Source organism: Actibacterium naphthalenivorans (genome assembly GCF_014196965.1).
Lineage (GTDB): Bacteria > Pseudomonadota > Alphaproteobacteria > Rhodobacterales > Rhodobacteraceae > Actibacterium_A > Actibacterium_A naphthalenivorans.
In genome coordinates this window covers 1-21,054 of the sequence record NZ_JACIEQ010000014.1, presented here as the reverse complement: position 1 = coordinate 21,054, position 21,054 = coordinate 1, and the positions used below count along the sequence as shown (strand labels likewise).

At 61.5% G+C, this 21,054-nt stretch carries 19 protein-coding genes; 17 read left to right on the top strand and 2 right to left on the bottom strand.

The window, feature by feature from the left end:
• The first annotated feature begins 164 nt into the window (after positions 1–164).
• From GGR17_RS18705 to GGR17_RS18665, 9 genes are all read left to right on the top strand, one after another.
• Positions 165–1,325 carry a transporter substrate-binding domain-containing protein gene (locus GGR17_RS18705; RefSeq protein ID WP_054539076.1) on the top strand — a complete coding sequence of 387 codons (1,161 nt, stop codon included), beginning with the start codon at positions 165–167 and terminating at the stop codon, positions 1,323–1,325.
• Entirely contained in the window at positions 1,322–1,978 is a 657-nt protein-coding gene (locus GGR17_RS18700) for an ANTAR domain-containing response regulator (RefSeq protein WP_054539075.1), read from the top strand. The genes GGR17_RS18705 and GGR17_RS18700 overlap by 4 nt, the downstream gene beginning before the upstream one ends.
• 38 nt (positions 1,979–2,016) lie before the next feature.
• Entirely contained in the window at positions 2,017–3,252 is a 1,236-nt protein-coding gene (locus GGR17_RS18695) for an urea ABC transporter substrate-binding protein (RefSeq protein WP_054539074.1), read from the top strand.
• Positions 3,253–3,348: 96 nt separating this feature from the next.
• Positions 3,349–4,221, top strand: a complete 873-nt coding sequence (locus tag GGR17_RS18690) for an ABC transporter permease subunit (RefSeq protein WP_054539073.1) — start codon at positions 3,349–3,351, stop codon at positions 4,219–4,221.
• 1 nt (position 4,222) lies between these two features.
• Positions 4,223–5,305 carry a branched-chain amino acid ABC transporter permease gene (locus GGR17_RS18685; protein ID WP_054539072.1) on the top strand — a complete coding sequence of 361 codons (1,083 nt, stop codon included), beginning with the start codon at positions 4,223–4,225 and terminating at the stop codon, positions 5,303–5,305.
• Positions 5,305–6,021, top strand: coding sequence for an ABC transporter ATP-binding protein (locus GGR17_RS18680; RefSeq protein WP_037210384.1), 717 nt, complete (start codon positions 5,305–5,307; stop codon positions 6,019–6,021). The genes GGR17_RS18685 and GGR17_RS18680 overlap by 1 nt, the downstream gene beginning before the upstream one ends.
• On the top strand, positions 5,978–6,727 hold the full coding sequence (locus GGR17_RS18675) for an ABC transporter ATP-binding protein (protein ID WP_235974543.1): 750 nt from the start codon (positions 5,978–5,980) through the stop codon (positions 6,725–6,727). Before GGR17_RS18680 ends, GGR17_RS18675 begins: the two co-directional genes overlap by 44 nt.
• Positions 6,728–6,775: 48 nt before the next feature.
• Positions 6,776–7,774 (top strand): acetamidase/formamidase family protein, encoded by a 999-nt coding sequence (locus GGR17_RS18670; RefSeq protein ID WP_037210358.1) that lies wholly within the window; start codon positions 6,776–6,778, stop codon positions 7,772–7,774.
• Between the two features lie 100 nt (positions 7,775–7,874).
• The gene (locus tag GGR17_RS18665) at positions 7,875–9,431 is read left to right on the top strand and encodes an amidase (RefSeq protein WP_054539070.1); all 1,557 of its coding nucleotides are present in this window, start codon (positions 7,875–7,877) and stop codon (positions 9,429–9,431) included.
• A gap of 990 nt (positions 9,432–10,421) precedes the next feature.
• On the opposite strand, the gene menC is transcribed toward GGR17_RS18665, so the two are convergent.
• Both menC and GGR17_RS18655 read right to left on the bottom strand, forming a co-directional pair.
• On the bottom strand, positions 10,422–11,528 hold the full coding sequence (gene menC, locus GGR17_RS18660; protein ID WP_054539069.1) for an o-succinylbenzoate synthase: 1,107 nt from the start codon (positions 11,526–11,528) through the stop codon (positions 10,422–10,424).
• A gap of 39 nt (positions 11,529–11,567) precedes the next feature.
• Positions 11,568–12,449 carry a MurR/RpiR family transcriptional regulator gene (locus GGR17_RS18655; RefSeq protein WP_054539068.1) on the bottom strand — a complete coding sequence of 294 codons (882 nt, stop codon included), beginning with the start codon at positions 12,447–12,449 and terminating at the stop codon, positions 11,568–11,570.
• 158 nt (positions 12,450–12,607) lie between these two features.
• Here GGR17_RS18655 and GGR17_RS18650 point away from each other — a divergent pair, with 158 nt between their 5' ends.
• The 8 genes from GGR17_RS18650 to GGR17_RS18615 all read left to right on the top strand — a co-directional run.
• Entirely contained in the window at positions 12,608–14,146 is a 1,539-nt protein-coding gene (locus GGR17_RS18650; RefSeq protein WP_054539067.1) for an ABC transporter substrate-binding protein, read from the top strand.
• 65 nt (positions 14,147–14,211) lie between these two features.
• Positions 14,212–15,135 carry an ABC transporter permease gene (locus GGR17_RS18645; RefSeq protein ID WP_054539066.1) on the top strand — a complete coding sequence of 308 codons (924 nt, stop codon included), beginning with the start codon at positions 14,212–14,214 and terminating at the stop codon, positions 15,133–15,135.
• Between the two features lie 11 nt (positions 15,136–15,146).
• On the top strand, positions 15,147–16,076 hold the full coding sequence (locus GGR17_RS18640) for an ABC transporter permease (protein ID WP_235974542.1): 930 nt from the start codon (positions 15,147–15,149) through the stop codon (positions 16,074–16,076).
• Positions 16,073–17,131, top strand: coding sequence for an ABC transporter ATP-binding protein (locus tag GGR17_RS18635; protein ID WP_054539065.1), 1,059 nt, complete (start codon positions 16,073–16,075; stop codon positions 17,129–17,131). Before GGR17_RS18640 ends, GGR17_RS18635 begins: the two co-directional genes overlap by 4 nt.
• Positions 17,128–18,114, top strand: a complete 987-nt coding sequence (locus GGR17_RS18630; protein ID WP_054539064.1) for an ABC transporter ATP-binding protein — start codon at positions 17,128–17,130, stop codon at positions 18,112–18,114. The genes GGR17_RS18635 and GGR17_RS18630 overlap by 4 nt, the downstream gene beginning before the upstream one ends.
• Complete coding sequence (locus tag GGR17_RS18625) at positions 18,111–19,061, top strand: DUF6963 family protein (protein WP_054539063.1); 951 nt, start codon at positions 18,111–18,113, stop codon at positions 19,059–19,061. Before GGR17_RS18630 ends, GGR17_RS18625 begins: the two co-directional genes overlap by 4 nt.
• 4 nt (positions 19,062–19,065) lie before the next feature.
• Positions 19,066–20,220, top strand: a complete 1,155-nt coding sequence (argE, locus tag GGR17_RS18620; RefSeq protein ID WP_054539062.1) for an acetylornithine deacetylase — start codon at positions 19,066–19,068, stop codon at positions 20,218–20,220.
• A 263-nt stretch (positions 20,221–20,483) separates the two neighbouring features.
• On the top strand, positions 20,484–21,054 hold a 571-nt coding region (locus tag GGR17_RS18615; protein WP_183314811.1), incomplete at its 3' end, for a LysR family transcriptional regulator.

Sequence of the window (21,054 nt, the reverse complement as noted above, 5' to 3'; positions counted from 1 at the left end):
GGATGCCCCCGGTGTTGACAGCCTTCAGACGCCTGCATAGCGTCGAGTTCACGCGCCGAGCAAATGAGCTCCTGTTGGCGCATTCGCAATGACTTAAATATATCGGCAAATGAGCCCCAAAAGCAGTTCTTGCTTTGGGGCTTTTGTCGTTTGGAAGGCAAAAGATGACGCGTATCGATGTCCCGCTTGGATTGCTGTTTTCGAATACCGGATCCTACGGAACCGTTGCGCACACGTTGCTGAACGGCGCCAAACTTGCCTGCAAAGAGATCAATGCCGACCCGAACGCTTCGGTGATGCTCAAGCCGCTCCATATCGATCCGCAAAGCAATCTTGGCAACTACGGGCCGGCGGTGCAGACCATGCTCGACAAGGGCATTCGCCATATTTGCGGTTGCTATACTTCATCGAGCCGCAAGGAAGTGATCCCGCTTATCGAAAAACGGGATGCTCTTCTTTGGTATCCCACCCACTATGAAGGCTTCGAAAGCACGACCAATGTGATCTATACCGGCGCTGCACCGAACCACCACATATCACCACTCATCGACTATCTGTTTACCCGTTTCGGGCAGCGCGCGTTTTGCATCGGCTCGAACTACATCTGGGGCTGGGAAAGCAACCGCGTCTTGCGTGAGGGCCTGCAGAAAAGAGGCGGCGAGGTTTTGGCCGAACGCTATGTGCCCGTGGGCGAAACTGATCTGAATGATATTATCGAAGAAATCCTGGAAACGCGCCCCAATTTCGTTTTCAACGCATTGATAGGCGAGTCCTCTTATTCCTTCTTTCGCGCTTTTCGCAACGCCTGTCGCGAAAAGGGTATCGATCAGGTCGCGCAATATCCGGTGGCGAGCTGCAACCTTTCCGAGCCGGAACTCCGCGCTATCGGAGCGGACGGAGCGGACGGGCAGATCAGCTCAAGCGTTTACTTCTCGTCCCTGCCGGGCGCGAGGAATGCGCGTTTCGTCCGTGCCTATCAAGCCGAGTTTCCGGAAGGCCCCGTCGCGTCGGCAGAGGCAGAAGCAGCCTATGTCGCAATTCACATGCTCGCAAAATCCGTTGCGAAGGCGGGTACGGCGGATGTGCAAGCCGTGTGCCAGGCCGTTGCCGGGCAGGAATTCGACGCGCCGCAGGGGAAGGTCACGATTGATCCCGACACGCTGCATGCATCATTGACGCCGCGTATCGGGCTGTCGCGTTCTGACTATGAATTCGACCTGCTGTTTGAAGCATCGGAGCCGGTGAAGCCGGATCCTTATCTCGTGTCCTCGACGATGACCTACGAACCCGCGCTCCGGCGCTCAATGCTGAGGGCCGTTTCATGAAAACACCGCGCCTCGTCCAGAACTTCAAAGGCCGCCGGGTGGTGATCTTTTCCTCCGCAGGCCGGTCTCTGGAGATCCTCGACAGTACTTTGCGCCGTCTGGGGCTGTTGCCTGAAGTCTTTGCAAGCGAACCGGGAAAGATGCTCGAACTGCCGTCGGATTTGCGACCTCATCAGGATGTGGTGCTCATCGACGGCGACCAGATCCTGCCGGTGAACTGGCCGGAATGCTACGACTTACCGGTTGGGATGCCGCCTTGCCCGACAATTGGACTTGTGGGAACAGAGGCTCCCAGCCGCCTGAAAGCGATGATGCAGCTTGGTGCGCTCGCGTTCCTGCCCAAGCCGATCTACGCAGGATCAGTTTTTTCGGCGCTTTATCTCGCCGTGAACGAGTTCAATCGCGTGGAAGCGCTGAACGCGTCTGTCGCTGGCCTCATGGAACGGCGCAGAAAAAGAATTCATGTTATCAAGGCCGTGGCGATGCTGATGCGGCATCGCGGGCTCAACGAAGATGCCGCGTATGACTTTTTGCGAAAAGAAAGCATGCGGGCTCGTGTCAGCATCGAGGACCATTGCTGGATCTTGATGCAGACAGCGTCGGAGGGCGATGAAAATCGCAACGCAACCCCAAAGAGGTGTCGAGCCCACTAGCGGTCAAAACACCCAAAACACGCAACAAGGATTCGAAAATGAAGATGAAATTAATCAGCGCCACTTCGGCGCTCGCTACCCTATTGTCTATCGCCGGGCCGTTCGCGGCACAGGCGCAGGAGCCGATCAAACTCGGTGTTCTTGAAGACCAGTCGGGTGATTTCGCGCTGGCCACCATCGGCAAGGTCCACGGGATCGAGCTTGCAGTCGAAGAAATCAACGCCGCTGGCGGTATCGACGGGCGCCCGATCGAGATCATCGCCTATGACACCCAATCGGACAATACCCGCTATCAGGAATTCATGCGGCGCGTCCTGCAGCGTGACAAGGTGGACGTGGTCTTTGCTGGCTTCTCTTCGGCCTCGCGCGAGGCTTATCGCCCGATCGTGAACCAGTTCGATGGTCTGGCATTCTACAACAACCAGTATGAAGGCGGTGTTTGCGACGCCAACATGATCGTCACCGGCGCGGTTCCCGAACAGCAGTTCTCGACCTTGCTGCCTTACATGATGGAGACCTACGGCAAAAAGGTCTACACGATCGCCGCGGACTACAACTTTGGCCAGATCTCGGCCGAGTGGGTACGCCAGATTGTCGATGAAAACGGCGGTGAGATGGTGGGCGAGGAATTCATCCCGCTTGGCGTGTCGCAATTCTCGCAGACGATCCAGAACATTCAGGCAGCGAAACCGGATTTTGTCGTGACCCTGCTCGTCGGGACAGCGCAATCATCCTACTACGAACAGGCGGGCGCTGCGAACCTGGCATTGCCGATGGCGTCTTCGGTGAATGTCGGCCAGGGCTATGAACACAAGCGGTTCACGCCGCCGAGCCTCGCGAACATGTACGCGACGGTAAACTACATCGAGGAAGTCGATACCCCCGAAAGCAAGGCGTTCGTCGAGAAATGGCACGCCAAATTCCCGGACGAGCCTTACATCAACCAAGAGGCCGAAAACTCCTACGCCGCTGTCTACCTGTACAAGCTGATGGTCGAACGCGCGAAATCGACCGAGCTCGAGGCCATCCGTGGCGTCATCGCGGAGGGAGACATCTGTTTTGATGCGCCCGAAGGCGAAATGTGCATCGATCCGAAAAGCCAGCACACATCGCACACCATCTACCTGGCACAGGTGACCGAAGATCACTCGATCGCGTTCCCGAAGGTCTGGGAGAGCATTCAGCCCTATTGGCTGGGCGAAGCCGGATGCGATCTGACGATGGAAGATCCGAGCGCGCAGTACACCCCGTCGAGCCCGCCGCCGGCGAAATGATCTGAAACGGCCGGATGCGGCGGGTCTGCCTCCGCCTCCGGCCTCCGGTCCGAAGGTTTCCCTCCGGCAAGACGGCCACCAAGAAAGGGACGGTCCATGGAGTTTCTCTATTCGATCTTCAGTTTTCTGTATCAGTTCGGCGACGCCTTCGCATTTCTCGTTCTCAGTTCCTGCGGGCTTGCGGTGATCTTCGGCATGATGGGGGTGATCAATCTCGCACATGGCGAGTTCATCCTCTGTGGTGCATATGTTTCCACCAGCGCGGCTCATATGGGGCTTCCCCTGCCGCTGGCGATCGCGGCCGGATCAATAGCCGCAGGCATCGCCGGCATGATCGTCGAACTGGCCGTGATCCGGCCTCTCTATGCACGCCCGCTCGATACGATCGTGGCGACCTGGGGTATCTCGATGATCGTGACGCAGGGCACGCTGATCGTCCTTGGAACGACGATGGCCGGTAGCGGCACGCCGTTCGGCAGCTTTTCCGTAGGGGCCTATTCCTATTCGATCTACCGCGTTGTCCTGATGGTGATGGCTGTGGTGACGCTGGCGGCCCTGTGGCTGATGTTCACCAAGACCCGTTTCGGCATCCTGGCCCGTGCGACGATCCAGGTTCCGCATGTCGCCGAGGCGCTCGGGGTCAATACCAACCTCATCTACAGCCTGACATTCGGACTTGGCGCAGCCCTCGCCGGGCTTGCGGGCGGCCTCTATGCCCCGACCATGACGCTGGTGCCGACCATGGGGGCGTCCTTCATGGTCGAGGCCTTTGTGACGGTCGTGGTCGGCGGCGCGGATATATTTCTCGGAACCGCGCCGGCGGCTGTCGTCCTCGGCTTGATCAAGGCTGCCCTCACCTCGTGGAAGGGTCAGTTTGCGGGTCAGATTGGCCTGCTCGTCGCCGTCATCATCGTTATCCGCATCCTGCCGCGCGGTATCAGCGGCAAAATCCTGAAAGAGAGGGCCTGACGTGTCCCGCGCATCCCGTTTCACCTCATTTCTCAAACTGGTCGAAGGGCCGCAGACATTAGGAAACGGCCCGAAGTTCTGGTCCGGCTTTGCTGTGGTATTGCTTGCGGCCTGTTCCTATCCGGCCTTCGCGGACAGCTATGACGTCGGCAACAACGTCTACTTCTTCAATTGGCTTTTCATGGCTCTGGGGCTCAGCCTGATCTGGGGCTATGGGGGCTCTCTCAGTTTCGGCCAGACCGCGTTTTTCGGTATAGCGGGCTATAGCTACGGCGTGTTGACGATCAATCTTGGTGATGCCTACGGGCTCACGCTGTTCTCGCTTGTGATGGCGGTTGCCATAAGTGCGCTCTTTGCCGCCGTACTCGGGTACTTCCTGTTTTTCGGACGCATCAACGGTGTCTTCCTCGGGATCGTGTCGCTGTCTGTGACGCTTGTGCTCGAGCGGTTCATGGCGCAGACCGCCGGGCCGGAATGGGTGATCGGCAAGGCGCGTCTGAACGGGTTCAATGGCATGGGGGCGATGCCGTCTCTGACCATTCCCTGGCCGGGGGGCAATATCGTGCTCTACCCGGATATAACACTTTACTACCTGACACTCGCCTTGCTGGTGATCGTCTATCTGGGGCTGCGGATGTTGGTGAATTCGCGCTTTGGAAACGTGCTTGTCGCGATCCGCGAGAACCCCTTGCGCGCGGAAATGCTGGGATATGACGTGCGCAAGTACCAGTTGGGCGCCTTTGTAATCGGTTCCGCACTCGCGGGGTTGTCGGGCGTTCTTTACACCTCTTGGGGCAACTATATCACCCCGGCTTCGATGGGGATGACTGCCGCTTCGCTCCCGATCGTCTGGGTGGCCGTCGGCGGGCGTAGCGACCTGACGACAACGCTCGTCGGCACGTTTCTTGTTCTGATCGTCTTTCAGTCGCTCACCATTCACGGCAGCCAATACGCCCTCGTGGCGATGGGGCTTCTGCTCGTCATCACTGTGCTGATCGCGCCAAAGGGCATCGTGACGGCGTTGGTAGAGTTCGTTTCGAAGATGTCCGATCGGCGGAAATCCAAAGCGGAGGAGGTTCGATGATGCCACTTTTGGAAACGCACAAGCTCAACAAGCATTTCGGTGGGCTGCATGTGACCGGAAACGTGGATTTCGCACTGAATCCGGGGGAAATGCATTGCCTGATCGGTCCGAACGGGGCGGGAAAGAGCACGTTCTTCAAATTGATCCTCGGAGAGCATCTGCCCGACAGCGGAGATATCCTCTACGACGGGCACGACATCACCCGGGCCAAGCCGTTTGAACGCATCCGCAAAGGCATCAGCGTCAAGTTTCAGGTTCCCGGCATTTTCAAGGAACTGAGCGTCCGCCAGAACCTGACGATCGCCCTGCAGTACCATGTCGATCCCGAGCTGCTCGCCGAAGAGATCGACCAACTGCTTGAGTTCCTGAAACTCGCCGACGATCAGAAACAGCTCGCGGGCAATCTGAGCCATGGTCAGAAACAGTGGTTGGAAATCGGCATGGCGATCGCGCTCAAGCCAAAGCTCCTGCTTCTGGATGAACCGACTGCGGGGATGACCCCGGACGAAACCTTCGCCACGGGCGAGATGCTTCAGGAGCTCAATCGCGAAGGGATGACCTTGCTCGCGGTCGAGCATGACATGGCCTTCGTGCGCCAGATCGCACATCAGGTCACTGTTCTGCATTTCGGAAAGATATTCGCCCAAGGCACGATCGACGAGATCGTCGCCAATGAAGACGTGGCCGCAATCTATCTTGGAGAAGTCGATGCGTAAGGATGTCATTCTTGATGTCATCAGCTTGCACGCGGGGTATGGGGGCAAGCCGGTTTTGCAAGGCGTGGACTTCCAGGTTCGCGAAGGTGAGATCGTCGCCGTGATCGGGCGCAACGGGGTCGGGAAATCGACCCTGATGAAAACGCTGATCGGGCTGTTGCCGACCGATCGCGGCTCGATCAACCTGCGCGGCGCGTCGATTGATCTGTTGGCTGCGCATCAGCGCGCGCGCCGCGGGATCGGCTATGTACCCCAGGGCCGGGATGTCTTTCCGCGCATGAGCGTGCTCGAGAACCTGCTTGTCGGGGAATCCATCGCCGGACAGGCGACCGAGGGCAAGGTTGACGAAATTTTTCACTATTTTCCGATCCTGAAGGAACGCGCGGATCAGCGAGCGGGAACGATGTCGGGCGGCCAGCAGCAACAGCTTGCGATCGGACGGGTTCTGATGGGGACGCCTTCGATGATCCTGCTCGACGAGCCTTCCGAAGGTATTCAGCCCAACATTGTGCAAGACATTGCGCGGATCACGGTCGAACTGAACCGCAAGACCGGCGTGACGGTCGTGTTCGTTGAGCAGAACATCGACATGATCCGAGCAATGGCGCAGCGCTGTTACGTCATGGACAAGGGCAGCATCGTTGCCGAGCTCGACAAGGACATGCTTCAGGACCGCGACATCATCCGCCGATACCTGTCGGTCTGATCCCGTGATGTTTCAAAGCAGGACAAATCCAATGCGAAAGGAAAAGCTATGAGCTGGTTTGAAGAGTCGATTATGGCCCGCAAGGGGGTGGCGAAAGGCCAGAGTGTGGATACTCGCAGCCTGACAGAGGCGGAGCAGGGCGACTATCCCTACATCTACTCGGCGGGGATCGACCCCATTTTGTACGTCGACCCCGGTACGGTCGTGAGTGCCGAAACGCATGATGCCTTCGAAGGCAAGATTCAGAAGGAGACGGATTCGCCTTCCGAAATCCTGAATTTCCCCTTTCTGAATCCCCAGAACGGCCCGATCTATGTCAACGGTGCCGAGAAGGGCGATACGATCGCTGTCTATATCGAAAGCATCGTTCCGCGCGGGCCGCAGCCGCGGGGGACCACGACGATCATGCCCGAGTTCGGCGGGCTAGTGCCCACGTTCGACACCGCGATGCTGACGCAGCCCTTGCCTGAGCGGGTTCGAAAGCTCGAAGTCGATGTCGAAACGGGCGTGAAGTGGAATGACAAGATAAGCCTGCCGTACGAGCCCTTCATCGGCACGATCGGAACCGCGCCCGAGGCCGAGGCGATTTCGTCTTTGGTGCCCGATTACTATGGGGGCAACATGGACCTTCCCGACGTGGCCCCCGGTGCGGTGGTCTATCTGCCGGTGAATACCGAGGGTGGCTACCTCTTCCTCGGCGATTGCCACGCGGCACAGGGCGACGGCGAGCTGTGCGGTGTAGCGGTCGAGCACCCGACGGTGACGACGGTCCGTATCGATCTGATCAAGAACTGGACCATTCGCGGCCCGCGCCTCGAAAACGAGTCCTTTTACATGACGGTCGGATCCGCCAGACCTATGGAAGATGCGGCACGAGGTGCCTACCGCGAGCTAATCCGTTGGATGGCGTCTGATTTCGGATTTGAGGAAATCGACGCATACATGCTGCTGACCCAATGCGGCCGTGTCCGGCTGGGAAATATGGTCGACCCGAAATATTCAGTGGGCGCCTCCGTGCTCAAATCCATCATCGGAATCGCCAAGTGACGCGGGAAGGGCAGGTCAAGCCCGAGGTTTGCTCGCGTGTGCCGAGTTTTCCGTTTCCGCCTGCTTTCGGCCGGATTTTTCGCCAGACCAGGAGTATTCGATGACTTCAGCGCCCACCGAGTCACCCGAGAATCAAGATCCCTTGCCGGATTTGCGAACGTTGACCATTGGAAGAATCCAAGAGGGGTTTGCGAACGGAGAGTTTACGACCGAAGCTTTGACAAAAGCCTGCATAGCCCAGATTCATAAACTCAATGGCAAGTACAACGCGATCATTTTCGAGAATGATCAGGCTCTGGAAACGGCACGCGAGATTGATCGCAGGCGCGTCGCGGGCCAACCGCTTGGCCCGCTGGCCGGGGTACCTGTCGTCGTCAAGGATCCGATGGATATGGTCGGTTTTCCCACCACGGCGGGGTGGCGGTTGCTCTGCTCGAAAACGGGCGGGATTGATCTTTTTCCCGAACGGGACAGCCCGGTTGTCGCGCGGATGCGCGCCGCGGATGCGGTGATCCTCGGCAAGACCAACGTCCCGATCCTCAGCTGGACGGGGACCCATGCAAATGACAGCTGGGCCGGCCCGACACTCAATCCTGCCATCGAAGACCGTGCTCCGGGGGGGTCGAGCGCGGGGACAGCGGCCGCCGTCGCCACCCATATGTGCGTGGTAGGTCTTGCCGAGGAGACGGGGGGATCCATCCAGAACCCCGCGTCGGCGCAGGGGCTTGTCGGCATCAAGCCGACCATCGGTCTCGTTCCAAACGCGGGGGTTGTGCCGCTTTCGGGGAGCCGCGACGTCGTTGGCCCGATTGCCCGAAACGTCACCGATGCTGCGCTTTGTCTTGACGTGCTCGCCGGGTTCACGACGGAAGACCCGAAAACGCTGGCATCGGTCGACAAGATTCCAGAGGGCGGGTACGCGGTTGGATTGTCTGCACAGGGGCTGCGAGGCAAGCGCCTGGGGGTCTACGGGCCGGGGTGGCGTAAGGATGCGCTGTCGGAAGAGACTGCCGCTTTGTACGAACGTGCCAAGAAAGAGCTCGCGGCTCAGGGCGCGCTTCTGATAGAAGATCCTTTCGCCAACACCGAATTTGCCACGCTTCGCCAGATTACCCCGGGCACGCCTTTCTTTGACGGGCGCGGGCTCGAGTCTATCCCCTATGACATGACGTGCTACCTGCAACGGCTTGGCCCCGATGCGGCACTCACAACCTGGGATGCGTTCGTCGCGGCCACGAAGGAGGAAAACCCGCTGGCCGAGGGGGCGATCCTTGGCTTTCTGAACGAACTCCCGGATTTTCTGGAGGCTGTGAAGTCCCCCGCGACGCCACCGGCGTTGCCCGAATTCACGGCTCTCAAGAGACGCTATCTCAGGCTGATCGCGGAGGTCTTCGAACGCCATCAACTGGATGGGCTGGTCTATCCGCAGATGCTTTGCGAATTGCCGGGCCTGTACTCGGGAGAGGCGATCCTCGAGACAACGGTGGGCGAGTTGAATATCGCGGGAATTCCGGGTGTCACGGTTCCGGCGGGCTATTATGCCTCCGGCGCACCCTTCGAATTGATCTTCCTCGGTCGGCAATGGAGCGAGGCGTGTCTGATCCAGTGCGCTTATGCCTATGAACAGGCGACGCAGCATCGGAAGCCGGCGGTTTGAAAGGAACCACCGGTTATGTCGCTGTAGGGTAATCGATGGGGCCTGTCATGTTGAGGTGCCCCGTGGATTCGTGCTGATTTGTTCCGGTCTCTTGGGATGCCCACAATGAAGGAGACAAGAAATAGTGTTAAGTTACAGCGATGAGTTCAGGCGCGATGTGGTTCACATCGCAACGACCAATCGACGGTGACGGTGACGGTGACGGTGACGGGGGCGCCGGGCGATGCGTGAAAGGCGATCCGCTTACCGACACGCCAAAACCATCATCCCGGCAGCCCAGAGGCCGGCACGCACTAACAATCATCCGGATGCTGCTTCACTAACGGGCCGGCCGGACCTTTGGCGAGATCGCAAGCGCTGAAAATATCTGAAAGCGTCGTGTCCGGCGGATGATCGACCTTGTGTTTCTGCCCCCGGACATCGTGCGCGAGGTCTTCGACTGCAAACGGGCGCTCGGGTTTGCGTCGGATTGGTGCCTGCGCCATGCGCTGCCGTCGCACTGGGAAACGGACCCGTTCCCGACGCAATCCGAGGTCCGCGCCACGGCGCGATCCGTGCAATGCACGGACAACGCACCACTATCCGCCGCGCTACTTGCATCATCTCGAGCAAGAGAAGTGACTGGCTGTGGAGGCAGTCTGGAGCTATCTCGTCTCTGCAAAATTCGCTACAAACAGGGAAAGTAACAGCGTATTTCGGCTGTCTGACGCCAATATCAGAGAAATTCATCAAGACTCTTCAAAGAGTTATCGGGAATTTCCCTGCCGATAATAACAGGGAACTTTATTGAGCCGAACAGGGTGGTTTTTCTGCTTAGCGGGGAACCTGAATATGCGTTCATCGAATGCACAGTTGGCGTGCGGCTTGGTGTTCCGATTTTCTTTCATGGCGAAATCTTTGAAGAAGGAGAACAGAATGCCACGGCTGAGCGAGGAAAAACGCAATGAACTGGAGGCGTTCTAGCGGATGCGTATCCCGGGCTGGCACGAGCTATGTCGCAGCTGCCGATTGCAGCGTCATCGCCTGCAGCTTTTCCGGCACAGGTTGAAAGCCGTGACCTGGCAAGTTCGAGGCGCGGATGCTGGAAGGCGACACGCCCACCAGATCGGGCGTGGCAAGGTCGCTGTGATACAGTCGCCCGGCCGGGAAGATATCCGGGGCATAGGACAGGCCCGATAGGGTGGCGAGAGCTATGGACGCGCCTTGCCCGATATTGGATTCAAGCATGCCGCCGATCCAACAGGGCACATCGCTTTCACGGCAGACTTGATAGACCTCTAGCGCGTTGGTCAGGCCGCCGACACGGCCGTGCTTGATATTCATCCAGCGGCAGGCGCCAATCTCGATCGCCTTTCGGGCGCGCTCGAGCGATGTGATACTTTCGTCAAGGCACAGGGGCGTCGTCAACCGCCCTTGCAGCCGGGCGTGATGAACAAGGTCGTCGCCAGCAAGGGGCTGTTCGATCATCACCAGCCCAAGCGCATCGAGTTCGCGAAACAGGGGCAGGTCGTCCAGCGTAAAGCCGCAGTTGCAGTCGATATGCACGGGCATGTCCGGAAAGCTCTCACGCACGCGGGCGACCATAGCCACCCCGCTATCGCGGCGGAATTTCAGTTTGGTCCGCGTGAAACCGGCCTCTTGTGCCGCCGCGACACGGGCAAGCAGCGCCTCAATACTGTCCTGAACGGGGATGTCGGCGCCAACTTCGATCAGCGGAGCGCTGCCGCCCAGCATCTGCCACAGCGGCTGCCCCGCCCGGCGCGCCTGCAGATCCCACCACGCCGTGTCCAGTGCCGCCTTGGCGAATTGATTGGCTTTGAAGGGAGCAAGCAAGCCTTGCAATTGCCCACCCGATGCAATGTCCCGCCCAATCAGCAGCGGGGCGAATACATCGCGGATCAGCAGAAAGGCCGCGGGGCACCATTCGGCGCAGAACTGCGGTACGGAATAGGGCGCGGCCTCGCCCCAGCCGACGGTGCCATCACTCTCCATCCGCACCAGAATGCTTTCGATGGCATGCTCATCGCTGAAGGCGGTCTTCCAGGGGGCGAGCAGGGGCATGGAGACGTGGTAGATGTCAATTCTGTCGATCTTCAAGGCTATCTCCGGTTCTGGTGGCGCCGTCGCGAAATGGGGTCAGTTCTTTGGGTCGAGTTCGCTCAGCAGTTCGATCATCTCCTCAAGGTCGTTCAGGCGTTTGCGGCCCGTCGCGCCGGACAGCACGACGGCGCGGGTGCAAATGAAATTCAGCACGCTGATCACCCCGACATAGGAATCGAATAACGAGGTGCCACGCACCTGGCAGGGCACCACCCATTTGGCGAATTTGGTCGAGGTGATGGCGCGCCGGTCGGTGACATAGGCGATGGGAACGCCGGCCTGCTGCATCAGTTGCATGGCCCGGCCCAGTTCGGGCGGCCGGCGGCGCAGGCCGACGGCGATCAGCAGGTCGTCGGGGCCGAACTGGCCGAGATCCTCCATCAGGGTCTGGCCGGGCAGGGGAAGGATCATCGCGTCCGGGCGGATCTGGATGATCTGACGCCGCATGTAGGCGGCGAAGAAATAGCTGTTGCGATAGCCCAGACAGGCGACCCGCCGCGCCGAGACGATGCGGCGGGCGATGGCGATCAGCACTTCCTGGTCAAGCTGTTCGATCGTCTGGCGCAGGCATGACATATCCTGATCCAGATGAACCAGCAGAGCGTTCGACCCGCCCTCGCGCTGGCTGCGCCCGGCGTTCAGAAAAATCGGGTCGCCGGTGGATTGCGCCCGGCGAATTTCGCGCTGCATTTCGCGGAAGTCGCTGTATTCAAGCCGTTTCACAAAGCGCGTGACCGCCGCCTTCGAGGCCCCGGCAAGCTCTGCCAGCTCGGTCGCCGAGCACATCAGAACATCGCTGGGATATTCCAGCACCCGGTCGGCCAGCACCCGTTCGCTGGCGGGGATGCTTTCATAGATTGCCTTGATTCTGCGCTCGATCGAGCGGGGCGGCGCATCTTTTGGCGGTTTCTCGGACATTCAACGTTCCTTCTTCTGCCGGGAATTGAAACACAAGTTTTAGTGGGTTGACAGAGTGAAATTAAATTATCAGCGTTAGACCTGTCAGTTGAGACATTCCGCACCAAACCTGACCGGGGCTCAAGCGCCGGGCATGACATCCGACAGAGGAGTATTCCATGAAATACTGGGGGAAAACCGCTTTGGCCGCGGCTTTGGCCATTGCCGCGGGCGGACCGGCCATAGCAGGAGACATCATCTGGGCCCGGGACGGCGATATCGACTCGCTCGATCCGCACAGGGCGACATCCACGCTGTCGCGTCAGGTCTGGTATCAGATCTACGATTCGCTGCTGGAATTCGACGATAGCGGGGCGCCCGTTCCGAACCTGGCGAAAAGCTGGGAGATCGCACAGGACGGCACGCTGGTTACCTTCGTTCTGAACGAAGGGATCACTTGCCACGACGGCACACCGTTCAACGCCGATGATGTGATCTGGACCGCCGAACGCGCCCTTGGCGAGGACAACCCGAGCCTGACCAAATCGAGCTGGGGCGACATAGGCGAGGTCGAGAAGATCGATGACCTGACCGTCGCCTTCCATCTTGCCACGCCGTTCGGGGCCTTCGTTCCGTTCATGGCGGATCAGTTCACCTCGATGCTGTGCGACAGCAACGCGGCGGCCGACGATTTCGGGACTGGTTCGGCCATCGGCACCGGGCCTTGGAAATTCGCCTCGTGGACGAAGGGGGCCGAGGTGGTGCTGGAGAAGAACCCCGATTACGTGAATTACGGCCGGCCGATCGACAACCCCGGCCCGCCGCTGGCGGACCGGCTGATCATGCGCACGATGCCCGAAGCGCAGACCCGCATGGCAGGGTTGCGCACCGGCGAGTTGCAGGTGATCGTGCCACCGATCCAGGAGGTGAAATCGCTGCAGGACGATCCGGGCGTAGAGGTTTACGTTGCGCAGGGCACCGGCCAGAACATGTTCCTGCAGTTCGCGGTGAACCGACCGCCTTTCGACGACAAGCGTGCGCGGCAGGCGGTCAGCCATGCCATCGACAAGGACCTGGCCATCAAGGTCGTGTACGGCGATATCGTCGAGCGACAGTACTGCCCGATCTCCAAGGGAGTCTTCGGCAACGATCCCGAGTTCTGCAAGCAGTACGATCAGGATTACGACCCCGAGAAGGCCAAGGCGCTGCTGGCCGAACTGGGCTATGGGCCTGACAAGCCGATGGAGGTGACGCTGGCCACCTGGACTGGCGACAGCCGCGAACGGATGCTGCAGATGTTGCAGAACCAGCTGAAGAAGGTGAACATCGTCGCCAATATCGAGGTGATGGACATCGGCACCCTGAATGCCCGCGACACCCAGGAAAACAACAAGGCCGAAGGACCGGGCTATATGGACCTGATGGGCTGGACCTGGTTCGATCCGGATCTGCTGTATCTGCTGTGGCATTCGCCCGGCGCCTATCAGGGCTTCCAGACGCCGGAACTGGACAAGATCCTCGAGGATATGCGCACCACCGTCGATCCCGATGCCCGAAAGGAAATCGTTCATGCCGCATTCAAGATCCTGCTGGAAGAGGCCGGGCAGGTGCCGATCTATACCCCGGGCTGGTCGTGGCTGTATGCGGTGTCGGCCGATGCGCCCGGCTTCAAGATCGGGCCGTTCAACCGCGCGCTGTTCAACGCCATAGATCACTGAACCATGCGGCGGGCGGCGCCACCGGCGCCGCCCGTTCCTGACAACCGGCACCGGAGAACGCAGTCATGGCCAGCTTTCTTGCGCAACGTCTTTTCGCGGCCCTGCTTACCATCCTTGTGACCACCGTCGCCGTCTCGATGCTGATCCATCTGGTTCCGGGCGATCCGGTACAGATCATGTACGCCCAGTCGCAGGGCACCACGCCGGAACAGCTGGAGGAGGTGCGCGCGCGCCTTGGGCTGGATCAGCCGCTGATGGTTCAGTACATCCAGTATATGGGCCGCGTGCTGCAGGGCGATCTGGGCCGGACCATCCGCGGCGATCAGCCGGTGCTGGAGCTTTTGCTGGCGCGGCTGCCCAACACCTTGATCCTGGCCACGTCCGCCCTGGTCATCGCCTGCGCGATCGGGCTGGTTTGCGGGTTCGTCGCGGCCTACAGGCGGGGCACGTGGCTGGACACGTTGCTGATGACATCGGCCATCCTTGGCGTGTCCATGCCGCATTTCTGGCTCGGGCTGATCTTGCTGTTCTATTTCGCGGTGCATCTGCAATGGCTGCCGGTCGCAGGCAGCGGTGCGGCCAATCTGGTGCTGCCGGCCGTTACGCTTGGCGTCACGAATGCGGCGATCATCGCACGGCTGACGCGGTCTTCGATGATAGACGTGTTCGATCAGGAATTCATTCGCACCGCCTATGCCAAGGGGTTGCCACGTGCACTGGTGCTGTACCGTCACGCGCTGCGCGCCGGGCTGGTGCCCATCGTCACCATGATCGGCCTGCAGTTCACCTATATGATGGGCGGCGCCATCGTGGTCGAGAACGTCTTTGGGTGGAACGGCGTCGGTCGCATGGCCATTCAGGCGATCTTTCAGCGCGACTATCCCTTGATCCAGGGGTTTATCCTAATGTTCGCGGTCGTCGTCGTGCTCGTCTCGGTGCTGATGGACCTGCTTTATGCGTGGCTCGATCCGCGCATCCGCAACCGGTGAAGGGGCGCGCCATGCAGAATCGACTTGAGAAAGCCATTGCGCTTGCCGGCGCGGCCCATACGCCCGCCGCCGGCGTCGCACCCTCGGGCTGGGCCGTGCTGCTGCGCCGGATGGGCCGGTTCTGGCGCAGCGCCATGAGCAACCGGGGCGCGCGCGTCGGGATGGTTCTGGTGACCGTGCTGGTGCTTGTCGCCTTCTTTGCGCCGTGGATCGCGCCCTATCCGCCTGACGAGATGGGCGCCGGCATGTCGCTGCTGACGCCCGAGATGGCGTACCCTTTCGGGACGGACGAATTCGGCCGCGACATCTTCAGCCGGGTGATCTGGGGCGCGCGGCTGACCATTCAGGTGGGCGTCATCGCGGTCGGCATATCGCTGACGGTGGGAACATTGACCGGGCTGGTCGCCGGATATGCCGGTGGCTGGACCGAGCGCATCCTGATGCGGCTGGTCGATGTCGTCTTTTCCTTTACCGAGACACTTATCGCGCTTGCCGCGGTGGCTGTGCTGGGGCCCAGCCTGTCAAACGCCATGATCGCCGTCGGCATCGCCGCCATCCCGTTTTACGCCCGCGTAGCCTATTCGGTGACGCTGGTCGAGCGCAACCGGGCCTATTTCGATGCGGCCTATGTGCAGGGCGCGGGCCATCTGCGGCTGATTTTCCTTCATCTGTTGCCAAACATCATTCCGCCGCTGATCGTGGTGGCGACCCTTGGGGTTTCGTCGGCGGTGCTTGCGGCGGCGGGGTTGAGCTTTCTCGGTCTGGGCGCGCAGCCACCCAGCCCGGAATGGGGCGCGATGCTGTCGGCGGGGCGGGACTACTTCAATCAGGCGCCGTGGATCATGATTTATCCCGGCGTGGCGATCATGATCACCGTGCTGGCCTTCAATCTGCTGGGGGACGGTATCCGCGAGGCTTTGGATCCGAGGCAGACAGTATGAGCGCGACCAAATCCATCGAGGCGCCGAACGATGAACCTGCCACACGCCCCGCGCCGGTGCTGGAGGTGCGCGACCTGTGTACCGAATTCCGCACTAAAGCCGGGGTTGGCCGCGCCGTCGACGGGGTGTCGTTCACCCTGCACGAGGGCGAGATTCTTGCGATCGTCGGCGAAAGCGGGTCCGGCAAGAGCGTCACCTCGCTGTCGATCATGGGGCTTATCCCCGATCCCCCCGGGCGCATTGCCGGCGGTTCGGTTACCTATGGCGGCCGCGATCTGACCCGGCTGGACGAAAAGGCGCTGCAAAAGCTGCGCGGCAACGAGATCGCGATGATCTTTCAGGAGCCGATGACATCGCTCAACCCCGTGCTGAGCATCGGGCGGCAGATGACCGAGGGCATCCGCCAGCACACCGGCATGTCCGAAGCCGAGGCGCGCAAACACGCGGTCGAGATGATGCGGCGCGTGTCCATCCCCGCGCCGGAAAAGCGGCTTGGGGAATATCCGCACCAGTTTTCCGGGGGCATGTTGCAGCGGATCATGATCGCCATCGCCATGTCCTGTTCGCCGCGCGTGCTGATCGCGGACGAGCCGACGACGGCGCTGGATGTGACTATTCAGGCGCAAATCCTCGAACTGATGCGCGATCTGCGGGCGACCACCGGCGCCTCGATAATGCTGATCACCCATGACATGGGCGTGGTCGCCGAAATGGCCGATCGCGTTGTGGTGATGTACGCGGGCCGCAAGGTCGAGGAGGGCCGGGTCGAGGATATCTTCGCGCGGCCCCGGCACCCCTATACGCGCGGCCTTTTGGCGGCCCTGCCGGTGCTGGGCACGGCGGGCGAGGTCGGAGGGACGCAGCTGAACGAGATCCCCGGCGTGGTTCCCGCGCTGACGGATCTGCCGAACGGGTGCCGGTTTTCCGACCGGTGCGCGTTGAGCACCGACAAGTGCCTCGCCGAGGATCCGCCTTTCGCAGATAGGGTGGGGGCCCATTCTGCGGCATGCTGGCATTCCGACCGGCTGGCGCCGACGATGGAGGCAACATCATGACCGCCGGCACAATTCTGAGCGTGCGCGATTTGAGAAAGAGCTTCGATGTCGGCGGCGGATTGCTGCGCAAATCCGGTACGCTGCAGGCGGTCGGCGGTGTCAGTTTTGACATCGGTCCGGGCGAGACGCTGGGTCTGGTCGGCGAAAGCGGCTGTGGCAAGTCGACGGTCGGCAAGCTGATCATGAAGCTTCACCACCCGTCGGACGGGGCGATCTTTTTGCGGGGTGTCAACATCGCGGGCCTGTCGCGCCGGGCCATGACGCCGATGTGGCGCAAGGTCCAGACAATCTTTCAGGATCCCTATTCGTCGCTGAACCCGCGCATGAGCGCCGGGGCCATCGTGGGCGAGGCGCTGACGATCCACCGCATCGCTTCGGGTGCGGAAAAGACCCGCCGGGTCGCCGAAATATTCGAAAAGGTGGGGCTGCGCGCGGATCAGATGGGCCGCTTTCCGCATGAATTCTCTGGCGGCCAGCGCCAGCGCCTGTCGATTGCGCGCGCCCTGATCGTCGAACCCGAGCTGATCGTCGCGGATGAGCCGGTCTCGGCACTGGACGTGTCGATTCAGGCCTCGGTCATCAATCTTCTGATCCGGCTGCAAAAGGAAATGGGGCTGTCGATGCTGTTCATCAGTCACGACATGAGCGTCGTCGAGCATGTCAGCCACCGGGTCGCCGTGATGTATCTGGGGCGGATTGTCGAAATCGGGTCGCGACGTCGGATTTTCGGCGATCCGCAACACCCCTATACGCGGGCGCTGTTGTCGGCGGTGCCGGTGGCGGACCCTGCCGCGCGCCGCCGCGAGCGGATCGTGCTAAAAGGCGACGTGCCGAGCCCCATCGACCCGCCGCCGGGATGCCATTTCCAGACCCGCTGCCCGTTTGCGCAGGACATCTGCCGCAAGGTTCTGCCGGACCTGCTGCCGACCGGCGGCGGGCACAAGGTGGCGTGCCATGTCCGCATGCCGGACGCGGTCGCATGACCATCGGCATCGCTGCCTTTGGTCCGGGCGCCGGGTTGGCCGTCTTTCGCGCGCTGCACGTGGCCGAGGCGGCAGGGACAGGCTCCATCGGCGGTTTTGCGGCCTATGCGGTGCTGGATGCCGAGGGGCGGTTGTGGCGGGCCGACACGCAGCGCGGCGGGACCGCGACCCTGTTCATCGACGGCGAGACGACCGGCGGTCCGCCCCCGGCGCATATTGCCGCCGCGCCCTACGCCGCCGTCATATCCAGCGGGCCGGATCGCCCCGCGCCATTGTCGATGTTTCTGGCGGCCGAACCGGGGCTCGGGCTGGTGACCGGGCACCGCCTGCCGAACACCCCCGGGCCGGATGGGCGCGCGCTGAACCAATCCGTTCTGGCGGCGATGCGGGCGGGCCGCACCGCCCTTGAGGCCCTGCACGATGTGCTTGACCCGCTGCCTGCGGCCGACGCGGGCATGATCGCTTTAGGCCCCGGCGCCGGCATGGCGGCGCTGAACAGTGCGCTGGTCGCGGCCCGGCCCGATGTGGGGAGCGCGCGGCGCGTGGCACCGGACGGAGCAGCCGCCGTAGAGGTGCTGCACAACGCGATACACCCCGTCGGCAGCCTTGCCGGGCTTGTCGCCGATGTCGCCTTCGAGGCCATGTATCCGCCGCGACCCGAAATCGGAGAGATTGTCGTGCGTGCAGGATGCCCCGTGGTGTCTTGCGGCGAACACCGGGTGCTGGTGGATGGAAACCTTGTCGCGCACCGTATCGAGACGCCGCTGGCACCCACGGGACACGACCCGCAGAATTGCGCCGCGATCTATCTGGGCAGCGCGGTCATCGGCCCGGGGGGCGTGCTTGGCTACACCTTTGTCGAACCTAATGCGATGGTGGCCGAGGGAAAGATCGTGACGCTGAGCGGGCAAAGCGAATTCCGCATCCCCTTTGCCGGTGCGGAATGAGCCGTTGACCCGGACGCTGGACCATCTTGAGGCGCTGGTCGCGATCCCGTCGGTTTTCACGGCGCCCGACTACATCGCCATCACCGACTACTGCGAAAAAATCCTGACCGGCGCGGGGGCGCGGTGTCACCGGGTGGAAAGCCACCGCACTGGCCGCGCCGGTCTGTTCGCCAGCATGGGGCCGGGCGGACCGGGCGGGGTGATGCTGTCGGGGCATCTGGATGTCGTGCCGGTCGACGGGCAGGCGTGGACCGGCGACCCCTTCACCCTGACACGCCGGGACGGGCGAGCCTATGGCCGGGGCACCACCGACATGAAGGGTTTTGTCGCCTGCGCCCTTGCGCTGGCCGAGCGTGCGGCGGGGAGCAGCCTGGCCGCACCGCTGAAATTCGCGCTGTCCTTCGACGAAGAGGATGGCTGCCTCGGTATTTTCGAGATGATGCCCAGCCTTGCGCCGACCATCGCGCCTCCGGCCCTGTGCCTTGTCGGAGAGCCGACCCAGATGCGGCTGGTCACCGGGCACAAGGGCAAGGTATCCCACCGGCTTACCTGTCACGGCACCGCCGGGCATTCGGCCCGCGCGCCGCATCATCTGAACGCCATGCACCTGGCGGCCGATGCGTTGGCCCTGCTGCGCGCCGAGCAAGACAGGCTGGCATCGCAAGAGACCCGGGATCCGGCCTTCGATGTGCCCTATACGACGATTCATGCCGGTATCTTGCGTGCGGGAACGGCGCTGAACATCGTGCCGGACCGCGCCGAACTGACCTTCGAGATCCGGCATCTGGCCACCACCGACCCGGATGAATTGCGGGACCGGTTTCACGCCCAGTTGGCGGCGCATCTTGGCCGGCTTTCGGAGAGCTTCGCGGCGGCGGACGCCACATTGGCGGAAACCAACCGCTATCCCGGTCTGGACGCCGCGGCGGACAGCCCGATGGCTGCGTTGCTGATTGGTTTCGGTGCGCGGTTCCCGGCGAGCAAGGTGGATTTCGGCACCGAGGCGGGGGTTTTTGCCGCGCACGGCATTCCCACCTATGTCTGCGGACCGGGGTCGATGGAACAGGGGCACAAGGCCGATGAGTTTATTGAGCTTAGCCAACTGTCCTTGTGCGATGCCATGCTGGACCGCGCGCTGGACTGGCTCGCCACGGGGTGACAAACCGGACGCGCCATCGCCATCGCCGTGGTCGAGATTGGTGGAGTAGAGCCTGGCCGCGGCACCATCTTGCGGCGGAAGGGCCCGTCGGTGCCGCCTCGCGTCGCAACCGCGAAGTTTGGGGCGGTATTCGGCGGCGTCGCGGGGCAGAGCGGTCTGCAATGGTGACAGCCCGCGCGACCGCAAACGGCGGTGATGCTTGTGGTGGCCATGGATTCCGGATCCAATGCGCCGTGATACCACAACACCCGAGGGATGATCAGATGCGCCAGTCCAGACCGTTCCGCTATGTTTTGGCAGTGTCCCGGCACGGATCGGTCCGCAAGGCGGCAGAGGTGCTTAACATCGCGCCTGCCGCGGTCAACCGGCAGATATTGGAATTCGAACGCGATCTCAGGATGCCACTGTTCGACCGCTTGCCGCGCGGAATGAAACTGACCAGTGCGGGCGAGGTCGTTGTCGATCACGTGCGCCGCGTGGAGGGTGAAATCGACCTGATGCGCTTTCGTCTGGCGGCTGTATCGGAGCGGCGGGGCGACGGGACGCATGAGACAAGCGTCCTCATCCTCGGCCCGTACCGCTTTCTGGAACCGGACATCCGGAGCCTCCGGCGCCGCTTCCCACGACTTCGTCTCAGCTACAAAACGATCCATGGCTCGAAGGGTCTCGAAGCGACCACGTCGTCCTTCCTGCCCCCAACAGCGGCCGGACCGGCTTCCCCTCGGAAATCGTTGACGGATGTCCGTCGTCAGAGTTTTTGGGCCAGTTGGCGGCCTGATCTAAGAGAGTATCTGGCGCATCTGGTTGGTTTGATTATGCGGCGGGTTTGCGGTG